The sequence below is a fragment of the Brakhagea slesvicensis genome (assembly GCF_052161625.1).
Lineage (GTDB): Bacteria > Planctomycetota > Planctomycetia > Pirellulales > Pirellulaceae > JBKCUI01.
On record NZ_CP197412.1, the window covers coordinates 2,495,135 to 2,512,089 of the forward strand.

The window sequence follows — 16,955 nt, forward strand, 5'->3', positions numbered from 1 at the left end:
CATTATAGCCAGTTGTTAGCGACCGAACTGGATCTTTTTTCGAGCCATTTCCAGTCCTCGCTCCTTGATCAAATCGACTTTGATCTGCGTGCTGACCATGCGAGACCCGTCCGATGCGGGTTTGAGCGCGACGACGTCGAGCGTGGCGGGACTCGGCGAGGGCTCGACTTCGACCGGAACATTTGGATGGATTCCATTGGAACTGATCGGGGTTCCATTGGGCGAATAGAACTTGGAGACCGTGAGTCGAAGACCGCCATTTCCTTTTTCGTTGTGGAAGACCCCCTGCACGCTTCCTTTGCCGTAGGAAGTTTGGCCGACGATCGTTCCACGGGCGTGGTCGTGCATCGCGCCCGCAAAGATTTCGCTGGCGCTCGCGCTGTCTTCATCGATCAGTACGACGAGGGGGATGTCCCACGTTCCAGAGGATTTGGCGGTGAAGTTGTGGTTTTCCATCCCATTGCGACCTTGGGTGGAGACGATGGTCCCTCCTGTGAGGAATTGATCGGCAAGGTCGACCGCGGCATCGAGCAATCCGCCTGGATTCTTGCGAAGGTCGATGACCAGCGACTTCATTCCTTTGCCGGAGAGATCATACAAAGCTTTGTTCACCTCCGAAGGCGTCGTCTTTTGGAAGTTGGTGATTCGGATATATCCGATACCTTGCTCGGCGATCTCTGCAATGGAAACGCTAGGAACGTCAACGCGTCGACGTTCGACTCGAACATCGATCAACCGTTCGTCGACGGTCTGGAGTTGCAGTTGAACTTGAGAGCCCTCAGGTCCTCTCAGCAGGTCCGCAGCCTTTTTGGCTCCGATTTCTTGAACGGAAAGGCCATCGACTTTCACGATATGTTGGTTGGGAACCAAGCCGGCGAAGTATGCGGGTCCTCCTCGAAAGACATCGACGATGCGGAGTTGCGTTCCTTCAGCCCACAACTCGACACCGAGACCGATCAAGTTCCCTTCGATTTGCGACATGACTTCCCGGTATTCGCCAGGGGTCAGGAGCGCGCTATACGGGTCGAGCAATCCGACCGATCCGGCGATGTATTCGTAGAGGACGGCATTGGTGGGGAGTCCGATTTCATCGTAAGCGAGTTTCGCAACGTAGGTCGCAGTAGCCTTTAGCTCTTCCGCGTTGGTGACTCGGCGGCCAAACACCGACTTGTGAATGTTCTGGCGGAAGCGTTCGACGCTCTCGCGGTCCGCGTTCCGCAGATGTTTGCCAAGGAAATCAGGCTCCGTCAGAGCGACTTCCAGGAACGCGGTTCCGTGAAGAGCCAAGTGGTAGTAGTTGACCTTCTCGACGTAGTAGACCTCTAGCTTGGCGATCACCTCGCTGAAGACTTGGAGTGTCTCGGACGCGCTAGCCGAGTCGACGGTTTGGAGGAACGATCGATCGGAGTACCGGCGAGTCACGTCGTGGTGCACCCGGCAGACTTGCAGGCGGCTACCTACCTCGGCGAAGCTTGGGTTCTTTTTGGCCGACTTCTCGTAGTGCAGGATCGCTTCCTGCCATCGGCGTTCCTGTTCCAATTTTCGACCCGTCTCGATCACATCGCTCTCGACAACGGCCGAACTGCGACCTGCCGGTTCGTCGGCATGGAGACAGTACGGAGCAAAAGTGAGGGCGGTACCGATCGTGATCAGACCGAAAGCTTTTCTCAAATGGGAAAGCATGCTTGGGCAATCAGTTGGGGACATGGAATTTTCCGAGAGGTCTGGAAGCATTGGAGTATGCAGTCCCAAAAGCGCCGGTCAAAAAAACCTGGAGGACTTTTGTCGTCACCAACACAGCAACCGGAAAAGTCCCTCAGGGTTGGTCGCGATGTAGCGCAAAGATGGGAAATGCGGACAAATGCCCTCGATCCCTCGAGAAACTCTAAACGTCACCGGCTTGGTAAGCTGCGATGTCTAGGTTGTTTAGGCGGGCTGCGGTCGTTTCGCCGACAGGTCCGTCTGCACGTCTTGTACGGACCAACTGTAAGGAGCTGGCAGGTCCGAGGCAACCCTCCGCCAGTGCAGGGAGGAAGCGTTTATCCAACAACGTCTGAGTTACAGGGGGGATTGGCGCGCCAAGGCGCAACGCTCGCAAAGGGAATTGGCGCGGCAAGACGCACAGGGATGTCGAGGGGGGGAGATGGGGTAAGGGAAGACGAGAGGTGGAAACTGCGGGAGTGCCGAACTGAACGTTTTGTTGCACCGAAGTTTCTTTCGGTGACATTCGCATTCAGGAGCGAATGGAATCAGCGAATGGAATCCGCATATGTCTTGTGCGATCATGCATTCCAATTAGGCGCGTTTGGGTGGCGGGATGGGGATGCCAAGTTCTCGCATGAGCATTTTCATGTCGTCCCACGTAAGTCGTTTTGCGTCGGGGTTGCGGAGTAGATAGGCAGGGTGATAAGTCACCATGACCTTTGCTCCGCGGTAGTTGTGGAACTTGCCCCGCAAACGACCTACGCTTTCGGTGGAACGGAGGACAGCTCGAACGGCGACCGCGCCCCAGCAGACGATGTATTCCGGTTGAATCGTTTCCAATTGGGATTCGAAGAAGGGTCTGCAGTTTTCGATTTCGGCTTCGGTGGGTGTGCGGTTGTTTGGCGGTCTGCATCGCAACGCGTTCATGATGTAGACCTCGTCGCGGCTCAAGCCCGATGCGACGAGAATCTTGTCCATAAGTTGTCCTGCGGCACCGACGAAGGGTTCTCCTGCGCGGTCCTCGTCGGCACCGGGCGCTTCACCGAACATCACAATCCTTGCGTTCGTCGGGCCGACTCCAAAGACGGTCTTTTGACGGCGGCAAACGATTTCGGTGCACTTGCGACAGGCAGCCACATCTTCCTGCAAAACACGAAAGCGCTCGATCCGCATCGCGAGCTCAACAGGGCGTTCGCTCCAAGTGGTTTGTCCTGCGGGGAGGCTCGGCAGAGGAGTCGCCGCTGGCCGAGGGGTCGAGGTTGGGAGGGGAGTTGGGGTGACAGGAGGGGTCGCTGGAGCAGCAACCGACCGTTCCGGGGAGGGGAGGGAGAGTGCATCGTTGTTCAATGGGGAGCTTGGGTGCACACCAAGGTTTTTTGCGGCTTCGATCCCCGAATCAACACTCCATTGGTCCAGCCACTTTTCTGCATCGCGGACCCCTAAATCGCTGGGACGGGGAACGTGCGTTACGCCGGAGCGAGCCCAGGATTGAAAGAGTTGTTTGGCGGCCTGCGATGCCCAGGAGTTCATGAGGATTCTTCTACGGTCGGTGATTTCCCGTTTGCACCAGAACTCCAGCGGGGATTCCAGCGGGGATTCGCAATGGAATGGAGTGAAAAATCCCTCCCGCGAATCCCGTATCGAGACTACGATAACAGGTTTTCCAGTCCGGTCCAACCAACCTCTTCATAATGCCAATTCCCCGCGTTGCTATCGTCGGCAGACCCAATGTCGGCAAAAGTTCTATCTTCAATTGGATCGGTGGCCGTCGCTTGGCCATTGTCGAGGATACTGCAGGGGTGACTCGCGATCGGTTGACGACGTTGATCGAACACAACGGCCGTCACTTTGAGCTGATCGATACCGGGGGAATGGGCATCGAGGATGTGGATGACTTGACCGAGCAAGTGGAAGCGCAGATCACGGCGGCCATCGAGGAAGCGGACATTCTCCTCTTTGTGGTCGATACGCGATCCGGCTTGGTCCCGCTCGACGAGGAAGTGGCCCTTCGACTTCGCAAGGTCGACAAGCCGATTTTGTTGGTGGCGAACAAAACCGATAGCCCGACCCTGGACGCGAACGCTCAGGAATTTCGCAAATTGGGGCGAGGCTGGTTGACCTTGGTCAGCGTGCAGCAGAACCGAAACAAAGACATCTTGCTGGATCTGATTGTCCAGCGCTTACCCGACTTGATCGAAGAGCCTGAGGATATCGAGCCGCCCGTCATGAAGGTCGCCATTGTCGGGCGCCGAAATGTCGGGAAAAGCACCTTCGTCAACTCACTCGCGAAAGAGGAGCGAGTCATCGTCAGCGAAGTGCCAGGTACCACTCGCGATAGCGTCGACGTGATGTTCGAGCTTGATGGCCACAAATTCATGGCTATCGATACGCCGGGGCTTCGCCGTAACAAGAGTGTGAAGACCGATATCGATTGGTACGGTGTCCATCGTGCCCAGCGCAGCATTCGGCGGGCTGATGTGGTACTGCTGTTCTTTGATTGCAAACAGCAGATGAGCAAGGTCGACAAGCAGCTTGCTCATTACATCGCGGAGCAGTACAAGCCTTGTATCTTTGTCGTCAACAAATGGGATCAGCTCGCCGGTCAAATGCCGACCGAACGATGGGTTCGATACGTTCGCGAAATGTTCCCCACGATGGCCTATTGCCCGATCGGGTTTGTCACAGGCCAAACGGGTAAGAATGTCAAAGCATTGCTCAATCATGCGCAAATGCTTTTCAAGCAATCCCAACAGCGGATCTCCACGGGACAACTCAATCGATTGATCAAAGCGGCTGTGGAGAAGCACGAGCCGCCGTTGTATCAGCTCAAACGCCCCAAGATCTATTACGCAACGCAAGTCAGCGAGGCACCCCCGAGCATCGTCGTGGTCTGCAATCAACCGCAGGGCTTCACGGCTCCTTACCGACGTTATCTGCTGGGCTTCCTTCGAGACCATCTGCCGTTTGGCGAGATCCCGATCAAGCTCTATCTCCAACCTAGAGCTCGCGATGACTCTCGAGACGAAATCGGGGATAGCGCTGCCATGCGCGCCAATCTCCTGCCGATCGTCGACGAAAGCGACGACAATTCCTTTGACGACGAAGCATACGACGACGAACTGGATGACGAACTGGACGACTCCGATGATTCCTACGAAGAGGAAAACGAAAACGAGTTCGACTCCGAAGAATTGGAGAGCGACGAATCGGGGGACGAAGATGCTGATTCTGACGATGCCGAGTCTGACGAGGAGCTGAGCGAGTTCGAAGACATCGAGATTGATTTGCCCGACGAAGACGAGGCGGATTCGGACAATCCTTCCACCCGCAATTCGTAAGCCGATTCGCAACTCTTTATCCCTGGGCAGCGTTCTCGCGATCGGAGCGGGATCGCGATGCGTCGAGGCGTTCTGGTTTTTCGAGATCGAGCCGTTCAAGGGGTTCGGGTTCTTGTATAATCAGGGCTCGAACTTTACTCGCCCGCAGAAAGTACCTTCGGCCTTCCTGATTCTTAAACGAAGCATGCAGAGGTACATGGTGGGCGTTCCGGCACGCACCCTCTTTGGATCCTCTTCACATGATGGCTGCATCTCCCCAGCGTTCCCGTACCCTCAAGACGTGGATACTCGCGATCGGTTTGATCGTTGTTTCCGGCGGTTTGCTGACGTATCAAATCCGCAAGTACAAGTTGCTATCGTTTCCGACTCCTGAGGTTTCTAGCGGTCCGCCTGGCAAGGTGGTTCCGTTTCAAGAGTCGATGAGTTTTCTGAAAGATGTGAAGCACCGGTTTTCGTACGCACAGCCTGCCTATGAAAACTTGTATGACGAGGAGATCGAGCGGCTCGCGCAGCCCTGGATCCAGGACATGCAGGACTTGCTGAAGGAAGTCGACAAGGTGGAGGCTAAGCGACTTGAGGAGGATCCCCATCTCAAGGCAGCCCTCTCGGATCTTTGGAAGACACCGTTTGGCCATCCAGAAGCTCGAAAGAGGAAGGAGCGGGTGCGTCATACCGAAGGCGTCGTCGAGAGCTTGATTCAGGACTATCGCGACGTGGGGCTCGATCCGGACGAGTTCCGCGCTAAGGCTGCCCCGATATTCTTGGACTTCATCAAGCGTGTCTGGTTGGTTGGCACCGATGCAGTGACCGACGAAGAGTATGCCATCCTCGAGCAATCCAAAGATCCGTTGGGGCTCTATCTAAGGGCGCATGCGCACAGCCTTCGAAAGGAGAAGGAAAAGATGCCGGAGGTGAGGATGCTGGCGCACCAATCCTTATCGCAACGGAAGAGCCCTCCTTACTTGAGGATCCTCATCGAGCAATCGTTTATCGATCCGAAAGCGGAATGGAAGGACGAGAATGAGGTGGCGGGAAAGAGGCTTGCAGCTAGCTATGCGGATATCTTTTCCGACCCGCAATCTTCGGAAGGTTTATTGTTTTCGACGCTGAACTTATTGAAGCAATGCGCCAGGATTGTCACCGCGCCGGGATACTCGGATATCTGTCGTGAAATCTTGGCTCGCAAAGAACCTGCTTGCCGAGGATGGTCGCAAACCTATGCCTTGAGCCTGCTATGCGACATGATTGAAGACAAGTATCGAGCGAGTCGCCCCTACTCCGAAATCCCGCCGCTCGAATTGGAAGTCTTCGAGCGATTCGCCGATTTAAATTCACGCCTCATTTTGAAGACATGGACCTTGAATCCAAACCATCCTGACATTCTGATCCATTTGATGGGGGCTCAAATTGGCTTCGGGGCAACAGGGCGTCCGATCGACGTTTGGTTCCGGCATGCGTTATCCATTGAGTTTGATAATAGAAGCTTCTACGACAGCTATCGGACCTCCTGTATGACGCGTTGGGGAGGATCGAATCGGAAACTGGTTTGGCTGGCGTCGATGATGATCAATACGCTCGATACCAATCCCGAATCAAAAGTGCCCTACTACGCTTGGGGTCCGTTGAGCATCGCAACGGACGAAGGAGCGCTAGAAGAGAGGGATCTGAAAACCGCTATGGTTCGATCGGTGCAAAAGTTGGTGCAGTTCATGCAGTCCCAAGATCCTGTTCCCAAGTTTGACGGGGTAGATCCGAATGCGCTGGCGCTGTTTTGCTCGCTGCTATGGGGCGAGGATCACTTTGAAAACCTAAGCTGGCTGATGAAGCAATATCCAGATCTGTGTACGGAAAATAGTTTTTGCAACTACGAAATGAGTCCGGCCCATCTGCGTGCCTACTCCAACGCTTACGCCGCCAAACCGCTGCCGGAATGGAAAATTCTGGCGGAACGATTGATACGTTCGAACGAAGGTCTTACTCCCGATGCGTTCGTCGAAACAGAAGCCATGGTAGCGAAACTCGCAAAGGAGGCGCTCGACGAGTCGACACGCGATGCGATCGAGATATCTCAATCGATCTTGAAAGTGAGTCAATCCTTCCTTTCAGGAAAGCCCACTCGCATTCCCTTTGACGCCGACGGGGCTCTTTGGATTTCAAGCGAACTTCTCAAACCTAGCGACGATGCCACCTTGGAGTTTGAGGGCGACTCCGAAGGAGGCGGTCTCTATCTAACACCTCGCTTACAGATTGAGATACCGTTTCGAGTGGAGATGAGCGTACAGAATCTGGTCGATGTTTCGGATGAACAGGGGGTTATCCTGCTTATCGGCAGTAATGATCAGTATGGTGACGAGACTAGCGCTAGGATTCGATTTGTGCCCTTTCGAAGCGCAGTCGAGTGGACCTTTCGGCCGAATGAACGATTCGAGACGGTAAATGAATCGGTTCAGATTCAGAATCCAAACGGTGCACCGTTCCAGTTGGCGATCGAAGTGTGGCCCACCCATTGTGTTGGCTATGTGAATGGTGAGATCGTGGCGAATTCCAAGGTTCTTTCGGAGATCCCCAAACGTATTTCCATCAGTCGTCCGTGGATCGCGGGGAGTCGTGTCTCCCCGTCCCAGAAACCACCCAAGTTTCGGATTAAGGATGTAACCGTAGTGCGGCTTCAGGGTGAAAAGGGGGCAAATAGGGAGTTAAGTTTTGGTGAATCTAATGTTGAGTAAGGCTCCTTCCTAAGGGGAGCGAGCGATTTGAAATTTCATTGCGGCCTAGTTGCATGATGTTGGTCGGGCCGCATATGTTAAGAAGTAGTTCAGATTGATTGTGCAAATCACGCCCCACGCTGATTATGCCCATTCGCGTTGTTGGAAATCTCTCCTAAGGAGCACATGAGATCATGAGAGTGCGCAGATCTGCGTTTACGCTTGTTGAATTGTTGGTTGTCATCGCCATTATCGGAATTCTGGTCGGCCTCTTGCTGCCGGCCGTTCAAGCGGCCCGCGAGGCGGCTCGAAGAATGAGTTGCAGCAATAATCTCAAGCAACTCGGCTTGGCCATGCACAACTATCACGATGCCTTCCGAGTCTTCCCTGCTGGTTTCGGGGAGAACCAAGAGTTCTGGAGTTCGCAGATACTTCCACAGTTGGAGCAAGGCAATCTCTTCAACACGTTGGTGTGGGCCAACTCGGCTTATGCGAATCCAGCTTGGGGTACCGATTGGAGCAACTTCAATTCACCCAATCGAACGGCTTGCGAAACACTGGTCCCTACCTTTCGGTGCCCTAGCATGGCGCAGGATACCTATATGAACTACAACTCCATTGCTCGCCGCGTGCCCGTGAGCTATCGGGGTGTCGCAGGGGCAAGGGTCGCGTCGGACGATGCAAGTACGCGACCGGCCGGATTCAACACGGCGGAGTTCACTGCCCTCGAACAAATCAATTTGGATGGCATTCTTTACGGCGCTAGTCGTGTTCGATTCGGAGACATCGCCGATGGCACTTCGAATACTCTAATGATCGGTGAATCGTATACCGACTGCGATTTCGTCAAGGATAACCAGGGGATGGACTATTTCGCATTCTTCAGCCCGCAAATGGGACTTTGGAAAGCGGGCCGTTTGACGGGAACGGAGCATAGCGAAGGACTCGGCTCTGCAGTCGTGCAAATCAATGCGAGAAAGAATCCCACCATTCACGGTGTCTTGATGGAGATGAGCTTCGGTAGTTATCACACCGGTGGCGCGTCCTTTGTCTTGTGCGATGGCTCTGTTCGTTTCATGCCCCAATCGCTCGATTTAGTCACCTACCAAGCCATGGCGACGCGCAATCGAGGCGAAGTGTTCAATAGCAACGAATAGGAGAAACATCCATGATTTCACGAAGAGATTGGACCAAACTGTTCCCCCTCGCGGCGATATCGATGTTCCTTGGTTGCGGCGGACCTGCCGCAGACTACAGCATGGTGGATTTGGTGAATGCAGGGGGAACGGTGACCATGGATGGCGCCCCGCTTGCAGGTGCCGTCGTGACATTCGAAGATCCTACCGACGATACGTTCTCGTATGCACTCACCGACGGGGCGGGCAAGTACGTGCTGCAGTTCGATTCCGAGATGAAGGGAGTGAAGACAGGGAAGAAAGTTGTTCGTATCAGCACGACCAAAAAGATTCTCGGATTGAACACGGCTCCTGCTACCGAGGGTGGCGATCCGGATGCCAAGCGATCTGATAAAGAATCGGTACCTGAGAAGTACAACAAAAAGTCGATTTTGGAAGTCGAGGTCACCAAGGGGTCGGTGCAGTTCGATTTCGATCTTCAGGGTAATTAGTCCTCGTACAAAGCCCTGATCCCGCTTTCTTCTTTCGCTCCGATCCGACAGACAAGTTCTGACGAGTTCTGACGAGACGGAGCAGACTGCTTGGAAATAGCGAGTGAATAACGCTCCATCCTCGGATGGGCGTTATCGTTCGCTTCTGGATAGCTTGAGAGCGATCCTGGCTGTCGTCGATAGTCGTATCAACGTCAAGCCAGCTTTGAGGACTCCCAGTCCCGCCAAATTGAGAACGGAGGATTCAATGATCTTGGGGTTGTTCAAATCGGACAGAAATCCCAATCCGATCCAGAGGATGTAGAGGGCGAGTCCGACCAAAGCCCAGCCTGCGATTTCACGAAGCCAAAAGAACATATCAATCTTCCTTGGGAGTGAGGGTGGTTTGATGAGCGGTCCTATCGGCCTCTCGTCTTAGTCGATCGCGGCGCGATAGGGCAACGATTCGCTTCATGTCAGGATAGAGCCAACGCATGGATTGCGCACGCATCGCAATGCTGGCTTCATCGGGGCGCAACCGCCGCCATTCCCATTCACGCAAAAGGATGGCGATGGCTAGGGACGCGACGATTAATTCAGGATTGGGCCAAAGGGTACCGTCCAAGCTTTGTACCCATCGGCTCCAACCTCGCCTCCCCTCCAACATAGGGTTCTTCCCGAGGAGAACAGCGGAAAGAGTCGCCAATCCGATTGCTAGGAGAAGGGTGACGACCCCTCGCACGAGAAGTTGGGTGAGAAAGCTGGCGAAGGAGCGATCTCTCGCTGAGGAGTGGGGGGAAGAGTCCCTCGCTGATGCGTCGGGCTGGGACCGGAGGAGGTGGTGGACGATGCTTTGGTGCAGCGAGTGGTAATGCGTGCGCCAAGCGAACAGACAACCGGCCCATGCGGCGAGTTGAATGGATTCAAACCAAGCTTGGCTGCGCCCCGGGGTGCCTTGCGTACACCACGAGATGGCCAGCAAGAAGAGCAAAAACCATGTCGAGTGAACTCGCAACGATGCCCAAGCCAGGAATCCTGCAATGAGAAAAGCGATCGGACCCAGGATGGGTGCGATGTTGAGGATCCAGCCGTACATAGCGAGGGAGAACAGGAGCAATTGCGCGATCGCCACGGCAGTATGGGTCGCCACGGGTACGGAGATCGATCGGATATCGGGGGCGGTTAAGGGACGCGGGTTTGGAGGTGAGGTCATGATCTCGCTCCTGTCGGTGTGAATCGACCGGAACGAGCAAGTTCGACTTCCGCCAGGATCCATCCGATCGTTTCTTCGGTCGCACTGATGGAGAATGGAATGCCTAGTTCCCGCATGGATCGTCGAACCGTGTCTGCCGTTTCTGCCGAGCGGACTCGGTCGGAGAACTGTCGCAGCTCCTCGGCGGTCGAGGGGAGGGGGCGATTCGCGATCGATTCGGGGCGTTCGAAATGGGGGGACGTCGAGATGACTACCACGCGATGATGTCGCGCCTTCGCCATCTTGAGAGCATCGAGTAACTCAGAAAGTGGGCGAGAGGTTCCGAGCATGTCCACGAAAAGAACGTAGACCTCGTTGTCCTTGGCTCGCAACACCGATCGCTGGATCGCGCTGGCAATGGGACGCCAGTCGCGATGGGCGAACGAGTCCTTGATTTCGTTGGCTGCGATCATGGGCGATTGCCATTCATGGCCATGCTCCATGAGAAACCTTTGCAGTTGGGGTGCGAGAGATTGCGTATCGGCCAGCATGGCTGCGTGTTCCTGGATCGATAGTCGATAGCGATGGGCCAGAAGATTAGCCAGCTGAACATGTTGACGACGAGTGGCGGAACCGAGACCGTCGAACCAGGAAAGGCCGGTTGGATTGATGGCGGGTCTTAACCACCGGGGATAGTATTCGCTGGCAAAGGCGAAGGCAGTCGATTGTAGGGATTCGCTCCAGCCGACGTTTTGTGGAAATGCTTGGCTCGAGAATCGTGAGAGGTTCTGTGCGATCCGGTAAAAGCCCTTATCTCCTGCGGCGGCTGGCAACAAGAGCTCTTGCTGGCCATCGAGCAGGCATGCCCCGACCCAATCCCCGTGCTGGGTGGCAATGCGGGCGATACTGGTCGCGACGCTGTTGATTTGATCGAGTGTTCGATGGCCAAAGCTGCCGATACGGGTTGCAATCGTTCCCTCCACGATCAAATGGATGCGAATGGGGATCTCGGTTTCGTATTGCCGAGTCATCCACGTTTCGCGGCGTGCCGAGGCCTTCCATGCGATCGATTTCGGGGGATCGCCATCGCGGTACTCGCGGAGTTCGAGCAGTTCGAACCCCATCCCGGGCCTTCGTTGCCGGTGAATTCCGTGGTGGGGTATCGCGTTTTGGTTCTTGAGCAGGGATCTCAGTTCAGGGCCTTCGCGGTAAGCAGGTAGCACATGGATCCGTTGGCGGCATTCCAGGGTATCGTCGTACCGATACCACCCCCAAGCATCGCGGAGCTCCAATCGGACCCCTGGCAAAATCGCATGTCCGGCGGCGAGCGGTCGGACCCAATAGCGGATAGCGCGAAGTTTGGGGGTAGTGGCTGCGTCCTCATCGAAGGGAGGATGATCGCGATCGGGAACCGCGGTGATCCATTGGTTCAAGCTTCGCAGGCATCGTGAAAGGAACGGAATTTTCGCTGTGGATGGGCCCAAAGAATTGCGGCCAAAAGAATGGGACGAGGCAGTGTCGATCGAAGGGGCGGGATCGCGTGTTGCGGGCGCGAACAACGGAGGGACTTGGTCGCGTATCACAAGCCGCTTGGGGATTCGGCCTCGACTTTCCAGAGTGAGTTCCACCGGGACTTGCCGACCTGCCCACAGAAAGCCGGACTCCCCATCGCGCTCTTGGATCCGTCGCGTGGCCTTCAAGCCCCAGCGGAACCAAGCGCATTGGATGCGAAAGACAAGAAAGGCGACGAACATCCAGAGCAACATCATTCCAGCGAGAATCGCTAGCTGAAGATGTTGATCCCACAGCGCGAGCAGAAGCCCGCAGAAGGTCATCAATGCAACCCATTTCCCCTTGGTCGTCATGGTGCGAACCGGTTTCTCTTTCCGAGGAAAGATTCTGGAGGCTTAGGAGGACGAGGTTTGGACGACGGGAACGGTTTGAACAAGTCGTTGCACAATCGAAGAAACGGTCTGCCCGTCCATTTCCGATTCGGGGCGCAGGATGACGCGATGCCCCAGGACCGGTAGCAATTGGGCTTGGACATCCGCATGGGTCACAAACGATCGTCCTTCCAGGAGGGCATGGACCCGTGCCGCCTTGAGCAAGTAGATAGCGGCGCGAGGGCTCGCTCCCAGTACCAAATCGGGGTGGGTGCGGCTGGTGCGGACGAGATCGATCACATATTCCTTCAGCTCTTTCGCGCAGAAGACTTGGTCGATCCCTTTTTGGAACATCAGAACTTGCTCTGCCGCACAGATCGGGGAAGGCTTGGAAACGGGTTTCGAATGGACCTCCAGCATCGAAATTTCTTGATCGCGCTCCGGATAGCCGACGAGGATTCGAAAGAGGAAACGATCCAACTGTGCTTCCGGCAATCGGTAGACCCCTTCCTGTTCGATGGGGTTTTGGGTTGCCAGGACCATAAATGGTTCAGGGAGCGGAAGGGTTTTCCCTTCGATCGTCACTTGCTTCTCCTGCATCGCTTCCAGCAGCGACGATTGGGTTCGAGCCGGTGCTCGATTGAGCTCGTCGGCGAGGAGCAGTTGGCAGAATACGGGCCCTTTCCGGAGGACGAAGTTAGAAGTTTGGCGATCGAGGACTTGCGTTCCGGTCACGTCGGCTGGAAGCAAGTCGGGTGTGAACTGAATTCTCTCGAAGTCGAGTCCAAGAGCGGCGGAGAAGCATCGGCATAGCGTTGTCTTAGCCGTACCGGGTACTCCTTCGAGTAAAACGTGGCCCGATGCGAGCAATGCCATCAGCATTTGGTCCACAACGTTCGCTTGTCCCACGACGATTTGTCCGATCGATTCCTGCAACCGGTGTCGAAGATCGCGAATGGCGGAAGGTGGAAAAGGAAGAGGCGAGCTGTTCACAGAGTTCTTTGTAGGGTTGGGAGCGGCTGCTCGACTAGGAAGGCGCAAGGTTGGCGGAGGCCAGTTTCTGTCCTGGCCGATGGCGTTTGAGAAGATCTCGAATCCAAAAAGCAAGATTCTCTAGATCGCCGTCGGAGGTAGTTGTCCGACCACCGAAGACCGCCGTGGCGAGAATCGACTCGATATGGATACGGTCCTCGTGCGACAAGCTCTCATGGGGCAGATCCTTGATCTCCTCCAGGCAACGCCTCCATTCGGCGAGAGTCTCCGACCCTGACCACACTCGCGAGAATTCGCGTGCGAGAGATTCTGCGGCGATTTTATTCTGAAGATCGAGTGGTTGCGACTGGAGTAGCAATTGCCTTGCCGTTCTCGGAGGCTTCGTGTGGGGAATCGGACGAAAGAGGGGTGCGCGGCGGAGCAGCATCCAAAGGATCCCTGCGGCTAGAAGCCATCCGAGCGCCTGCCATACCCATCGTGTGTACCGTTCGGGTGAATAGCCTCGTGGTTGATCTCGCAGTCGACGATTGATGCGATCGGTCTGCGCGGACTCTGCCAAGGCGCGGTTGGCGACAGCCAAAAGCGTTTCCATGCGAGGCATTGGAGGGGTGGGTGGGACAGTCTCGTCGGGAGGTTCTGGGGGCAATAGTGCTTCGATAGGAAACTCTTCTTGCGTTTCTTGGCTAACCATCATGGTAAACGCGCTGCGGTTGTCCTCCGCAAGCCAGTCCGCCAGCTTCGCCGCAAAGGCACCATTGTCCTCGTACCACAACATGCCGTTGGAAAGAATGCTCGGGTCCGACAGGATGACAATATCGCTCGTTGTCAAAATAGACTCGGGTGCATCGAAACGTTCGGAAGTGAGTTTGCTTTCGAGTGTTCCCACGATGCCCACCGGTTTGCGTTCTGCAGTTTTGGGACGGATGTTATCGGGCAACGTCATCAAGTTTTGCCATCGGTACCGGTCGCTTCGACGGACGATCCAACCCGTGCGATTCGTGGCGATCGAGGTGAGGGATTCGGTTAATGGATGACGGACTGCGAGGTTTCGTAAAAGGATGCAGTCACCGAATCCACGGAGCCGATCGGCAGGGTTCTCGGTGAGGGCAGGGCCTCGCTCGACCTGCGCCAATTGCGAGTTCCGCAGCGAATCGACCGCGATCAAAAGCCTTCCGCCCGATGCGACGTAGGAGTCGCAGCTTTCCCAAAAACGGTCGGTAAGGGAGCTTGTGTCGCCCACAATGAGAAGGGAATGGCTGGTCGGATGGGCGAGGGTGTTGGAGAGTTTTGGCTCCACTTCCAAGCCCTTTTGCTGAAGCAAGATTTGCAAGAGCTCGTATCGGAAACTCCAAGCGGGATCGTTGGTATCGATGCTGGGAGTGGCTTGCCCCCACGCGTGTGAGCCTGTGAAGAACGCGGCGAAGAATGTTGCGAGAACGATGATGCCGAATGCGAAGAACCATCGCTGCAGGAATGGACCAGATCCCATGCGTTTACCTCTCAACCGATCGTCTCGGCGGAAGCGCAAGCCCGAATCGCTTGCCGCATGCGTTCCAGTTCGTTCGAGTCCAGTCGATAGGTCTCGGGAGTATAGCGAGCCAAATCGTACAAGTTGGCTGCCTCGGCGACTTGTGGTTGCAAAGGCTCCTTTCGATGTCGCACATGCTCGACGACCCGTCGCGAGGTCCACCAAGACTCGAAGCCCCGCACCTTTCTCTCCAGAATCCAATGGAAGGCACGCACGGCATCTTCCCTTCCTTGGATGTCACCGAGCTGCGCTTCGGTCCGGCTCGCTTCGGCGGCTGCACGGCCCGTGATCCGGTCCAACATCACTCGCGATCGTGGAATCAGATACACCGTCAAAAGGAACAAACCGAACAAAAGAGGGACGAGCCAAAACCATACCGGAAGGCTTGGAAGGTCTCCCAAGCTCGGAAGGGAAAACGGGGATTCCTCTGCTGCCTTCTCTGGTGCATCGTCTTGTTGTGGTTCTGAGGCAGATGATCGCGCGCGGGGTGCGAGGGAGTTGCTATCGGTGAACCAACTCAATCGAGATCCGTCTTCTTTGTCGCTTCGAGGGATCCCCTCACCCCAGCGGTTATTGCTGCCGTTGAACGCTTGGCCAACCGGGTTGGGATCGCTAGAACGAGACGGCTTGGGGGGATTCGAAGCAAGGCGTTGGGAGGGGGAACTCGAGGGTTTGGATGTCGGTGGTGTGGCGACCTGGTCCGATTCCCGGTTGGGATCCTGAGCGGGATCGAGTCGCTTTTGTTCGACACCGACCGCTTCTTTTGCGATTTGTTGGAGAAAGGAACTAAGCCCGAGTTCGCGGAGTTTGCGTCGAATCATATCGACCGAGGATTCGGAGGACGCACCGCTCGAGGGCTGGAGGCCCGCTTCCCGCGTGCTTCGAGAGGCGTTCCGGGACAGGGCTTGCTGGCGTTGTTGCATCCGATGTTCGGCCAAGGCTCGTTGACGTTGGATCTCATCCCAGCGTTTCTGAATCCGTTCAAGTTCTGCGCGTTGCCATTCTTCCTCCGAGGTCGCATCCAACTCCGTCCCTTTGGAATTCGCAGCAAGCCCGGTTTCGTTTTGGGGATCGCTCGTCGACCCTTTGGTGCCCGGAGCGTTGCCGCGTCGCGATGGGTCGGGATTCTGCGAGGCGTTTTGGGGCGAATGGGCATCCGCATCGTCGTTCCAAGGTCTTCCATTGGAAGCGTCCCGTTGATTCGGGGAGGGTGACTTGGCGGAAGAGTCCTTGGAGGATGGACCGGCGGTGGATTCGTCCGAATAGGGAGTCGTGGAATTTCGGTAGGCGTTTTGGTCGTTGGCACCTCCGGTTCGATTTTCCAGCAGCTCTTGCAATTGCCTCTCTAAGTCCTCCGGAGAGGGCTCAGGGGATCCTGCATCAGGGGAGCCATTGCCTTGGGTTTCGCCGCGCTGCTGGCCCTCTCGCTGCGGACGGGTTCGTTCGGCGGAGCGAGCGATCTCCTCGGCAAGCATTTTGAGTTCGGGGGAGTTCTCCATTTGCTGTCGCAAAGACGGGGGGAGATCATCCAGGCTTTTTGGGGGGCCGTTCGGAAAGGCTTGTTGACTGAACGATTCGGCCAGTTGCTTCAATTGTTCGCGCTGGGATTGGGAGAGGTTTTGGAGTTGATCGCTCAGTCCGGGGTTGTCCTGGAACGCCTTTTGAAGTTGTTGCCAAGAGAACGGATCCGACGACGGTTTGTTGCGCTTTTGCAGGCGAGCCAAAAGTTCGAACGGGTTCGGGGGTTGGCCTTGCGTCGTATCGAGCGGGATCCAGCGTTGGAATTCCGTCTCGCGGCTGCTAGGTGGCGAACCGCTTGCAAGGGGGAGGAGGCGAGCGCTCTGACTGTTTGGAACGGGCGGGCTGTTTTGAGCCAGAAGGAAGCAGGTGGGAGCCAACCACCCCAGAGCCACGCAAGCTGCCGTTCGGATAAGTTTCGTCGCGTTGTGCATCTTGAAAGCCGAGGAGGTAAGGTCCCGTTGCAAACGAGCCCTATTGTGCCGGTG

General features: G+C 55.8%; 13 protein-coding genes. 4 read left to right on the plus strand and 9 right to left on the minus strand.

The window, feature by feature from the left end; genetic code table 11:
- Positions 1–15: 15 nt before the first annotated feature.
- The 3 genes from SH467x_RS09515 to SH467x_RS09525 all read right to left on the minus strand — a co-directional run bounded on the left by SH467x_RS09515 (position 16) and on the right by SH467x_RS09525 (position 3,234).
- The gene (locus tag SH467x_RS09515; protein WP_482371034.1) at positions 16–1,707 is read right to left on the minus strand and encodes a S41 family peptidase; all 1,692 of its coding nucleotides are present in this window, start codon (positions 1,705–1,707) and stop codon (positions 16–18) included.
- Between the two features lie 178 nt (positions 1,708–1,885).
- Complete coding sequence (locus tag SH467x_RS09520; protein WP_482371035.1) at positions 1,886–2,227, minus strand: hypothetical protein; 342 nt, start codon at positions 2,225–2,227, stop codon at positions 1,886–1,888.
- Positions 2,228–2,295: 68 nt separating this feature from the next.
- Positions 2,296–3,234, minus strand: a complete 939-nt coding sequence (locus SH467x_RS09525) for a uracil-DNA glycosylase (protein ID WP_482371036.1) — start codon at positions 3,232–3,234, stop codon at positions 2,296–2,298.
- 161 nt (positions 3,235–3,395) lie between these two features.
- On the opposite strand from SH467x_RS09525, the gene der reads away from it, so the two are divergent.
- The 4 genes from der (at position 3,396) to SH467x_RS09545 (ending at position 9,374) form a co-directional block, all read left to right on the plus strand.
- Positions 3,396–5,042, plus strand: coding sequence for a ribosome biogenesis GTPase Der (gene der / locus SH467x_RS09530; protein WP_482371037.1), 1,647 nt, complete (start codon positions 3,396–3,398; stop codon positions 5,040–5,042).
- A 239-nt stretch (positions 5,043–5,281) separates the two neighbouring features.
- The gene (locus SH467x_RS09535; protein WP_482371038.1) at positions 5,282–7,768 is read left to right on the plus strand and encodes a hypothetical protein; all 2,487 of its coding nucleotides are present in this window, start codon (positions 5,282–5,284) and stop codon (positions 7,766–7,768) included.
- 173 nt (positions 7,769–7,941) lie between these two features.
- Positions 7,942–8,904 (plus strand): DUF1559 family PulG-like putative transporter, encoded by a 963-nt coding sequence (locus SH467x_RS09540; protein WP_482371039.1) that lies wholly within the window; start codon positions 7,942–7,944, stop codon positions 8,902–8,904.
- Between the two features lie 11 nt (positions 8,905–8,915).
- Positions 8,916–9,374 carry a carboxypeptidase-like regulatory domain-containing protein gene (locus tag SH467x_RS09545; RefSeq protein ID WP_482371040.1) on the plus strand — a complete coding sequence of 153 codons (459 nt, stop codon included), beginning with the start codon at positions 8,916–8,918 and terminating at the stop codon, positions 9,372–9,374.
- 132 nt (positions 9,375–9,506) lie between these two features.
- On the opposite strand, the gene SH467x_RS09550 is transcribed toward SH467x_RS09545, so the two are convergent.
- From SH467x_RS09550 to SH467x_RS09575, 6 genes are read right to left on the minus strand one after another with little or no spacing between them, the layout of a single operon-like run.
- Entirely contained in the window at positions 9,507–9,731 is a 225-nt protein-coding gene (locus SH467x_RS09550) for a hypothetical protein (RefSeq protein WP_482371041.1), read from the minus strand.
- A gap of 1 nt (position 9,732) precedes the next feature.
- Entirely contained in the window at positions 9,733–10,566 is an 834-nt protein-coding gene (locus SH467x_RS09555; RefSeq protein WP_482371042.1) for a hypothetical protein, read from the minus strand.
- Entirely contained in the window at positions 10,563–12,410 is a 1,848-nt protein-coding gene (locus tag SH467x_RS09560) for a DUF58 domain-containing protein (RefSeq protein ID WP_482371043.1), read from the minus strand. Before SH467x_RS09560 ends, SH467x_RS09555 begins: the two co-directional genes overlap by 4 nt.
- Positions 12,411–12,452: 42 nt before the next feature.
- Positions 12,453–13,421 (minus strand): AAA family ATPase, encoded by a 969-nt coding sequence (locus tag SH467x_RS09565; RefSeq protein WP_482371044.1) that lies wholly within the window; start codon positions 13,419–13,421, stop codon positions 12,453–12,455.
- Positions 13,422–13,455: 34 nt separating this feature from the next.
- On the minus strand, positions 13,456–14,910 hold the full coding sequence (locus SH467x_RS09570) for a DUF4350 domain-containing protein (protein WP_482371045.1): 1,455 nt from the start codon (positions 14,908–14,910) through the stop codon (positions 13,456–13,458).
- An 11-nt stretch (positions 14,911–14,921) separates the two neighbouring features.
- The gene (locus SH467x_RS09575; RefSeq protein ID WP_482371046.1) at positions 14,922–16,901 is read right to left on the minus strand and encodes a hypothetical protein; all 1,980 of its coding nucleotides are present in this window, start codon (positions 16,899–16,901) and stop codon (positions 14,922–14,924) included.
- Between the last annotated feature and the right edge of the window lie 54 nt (positions 16,902–16,955).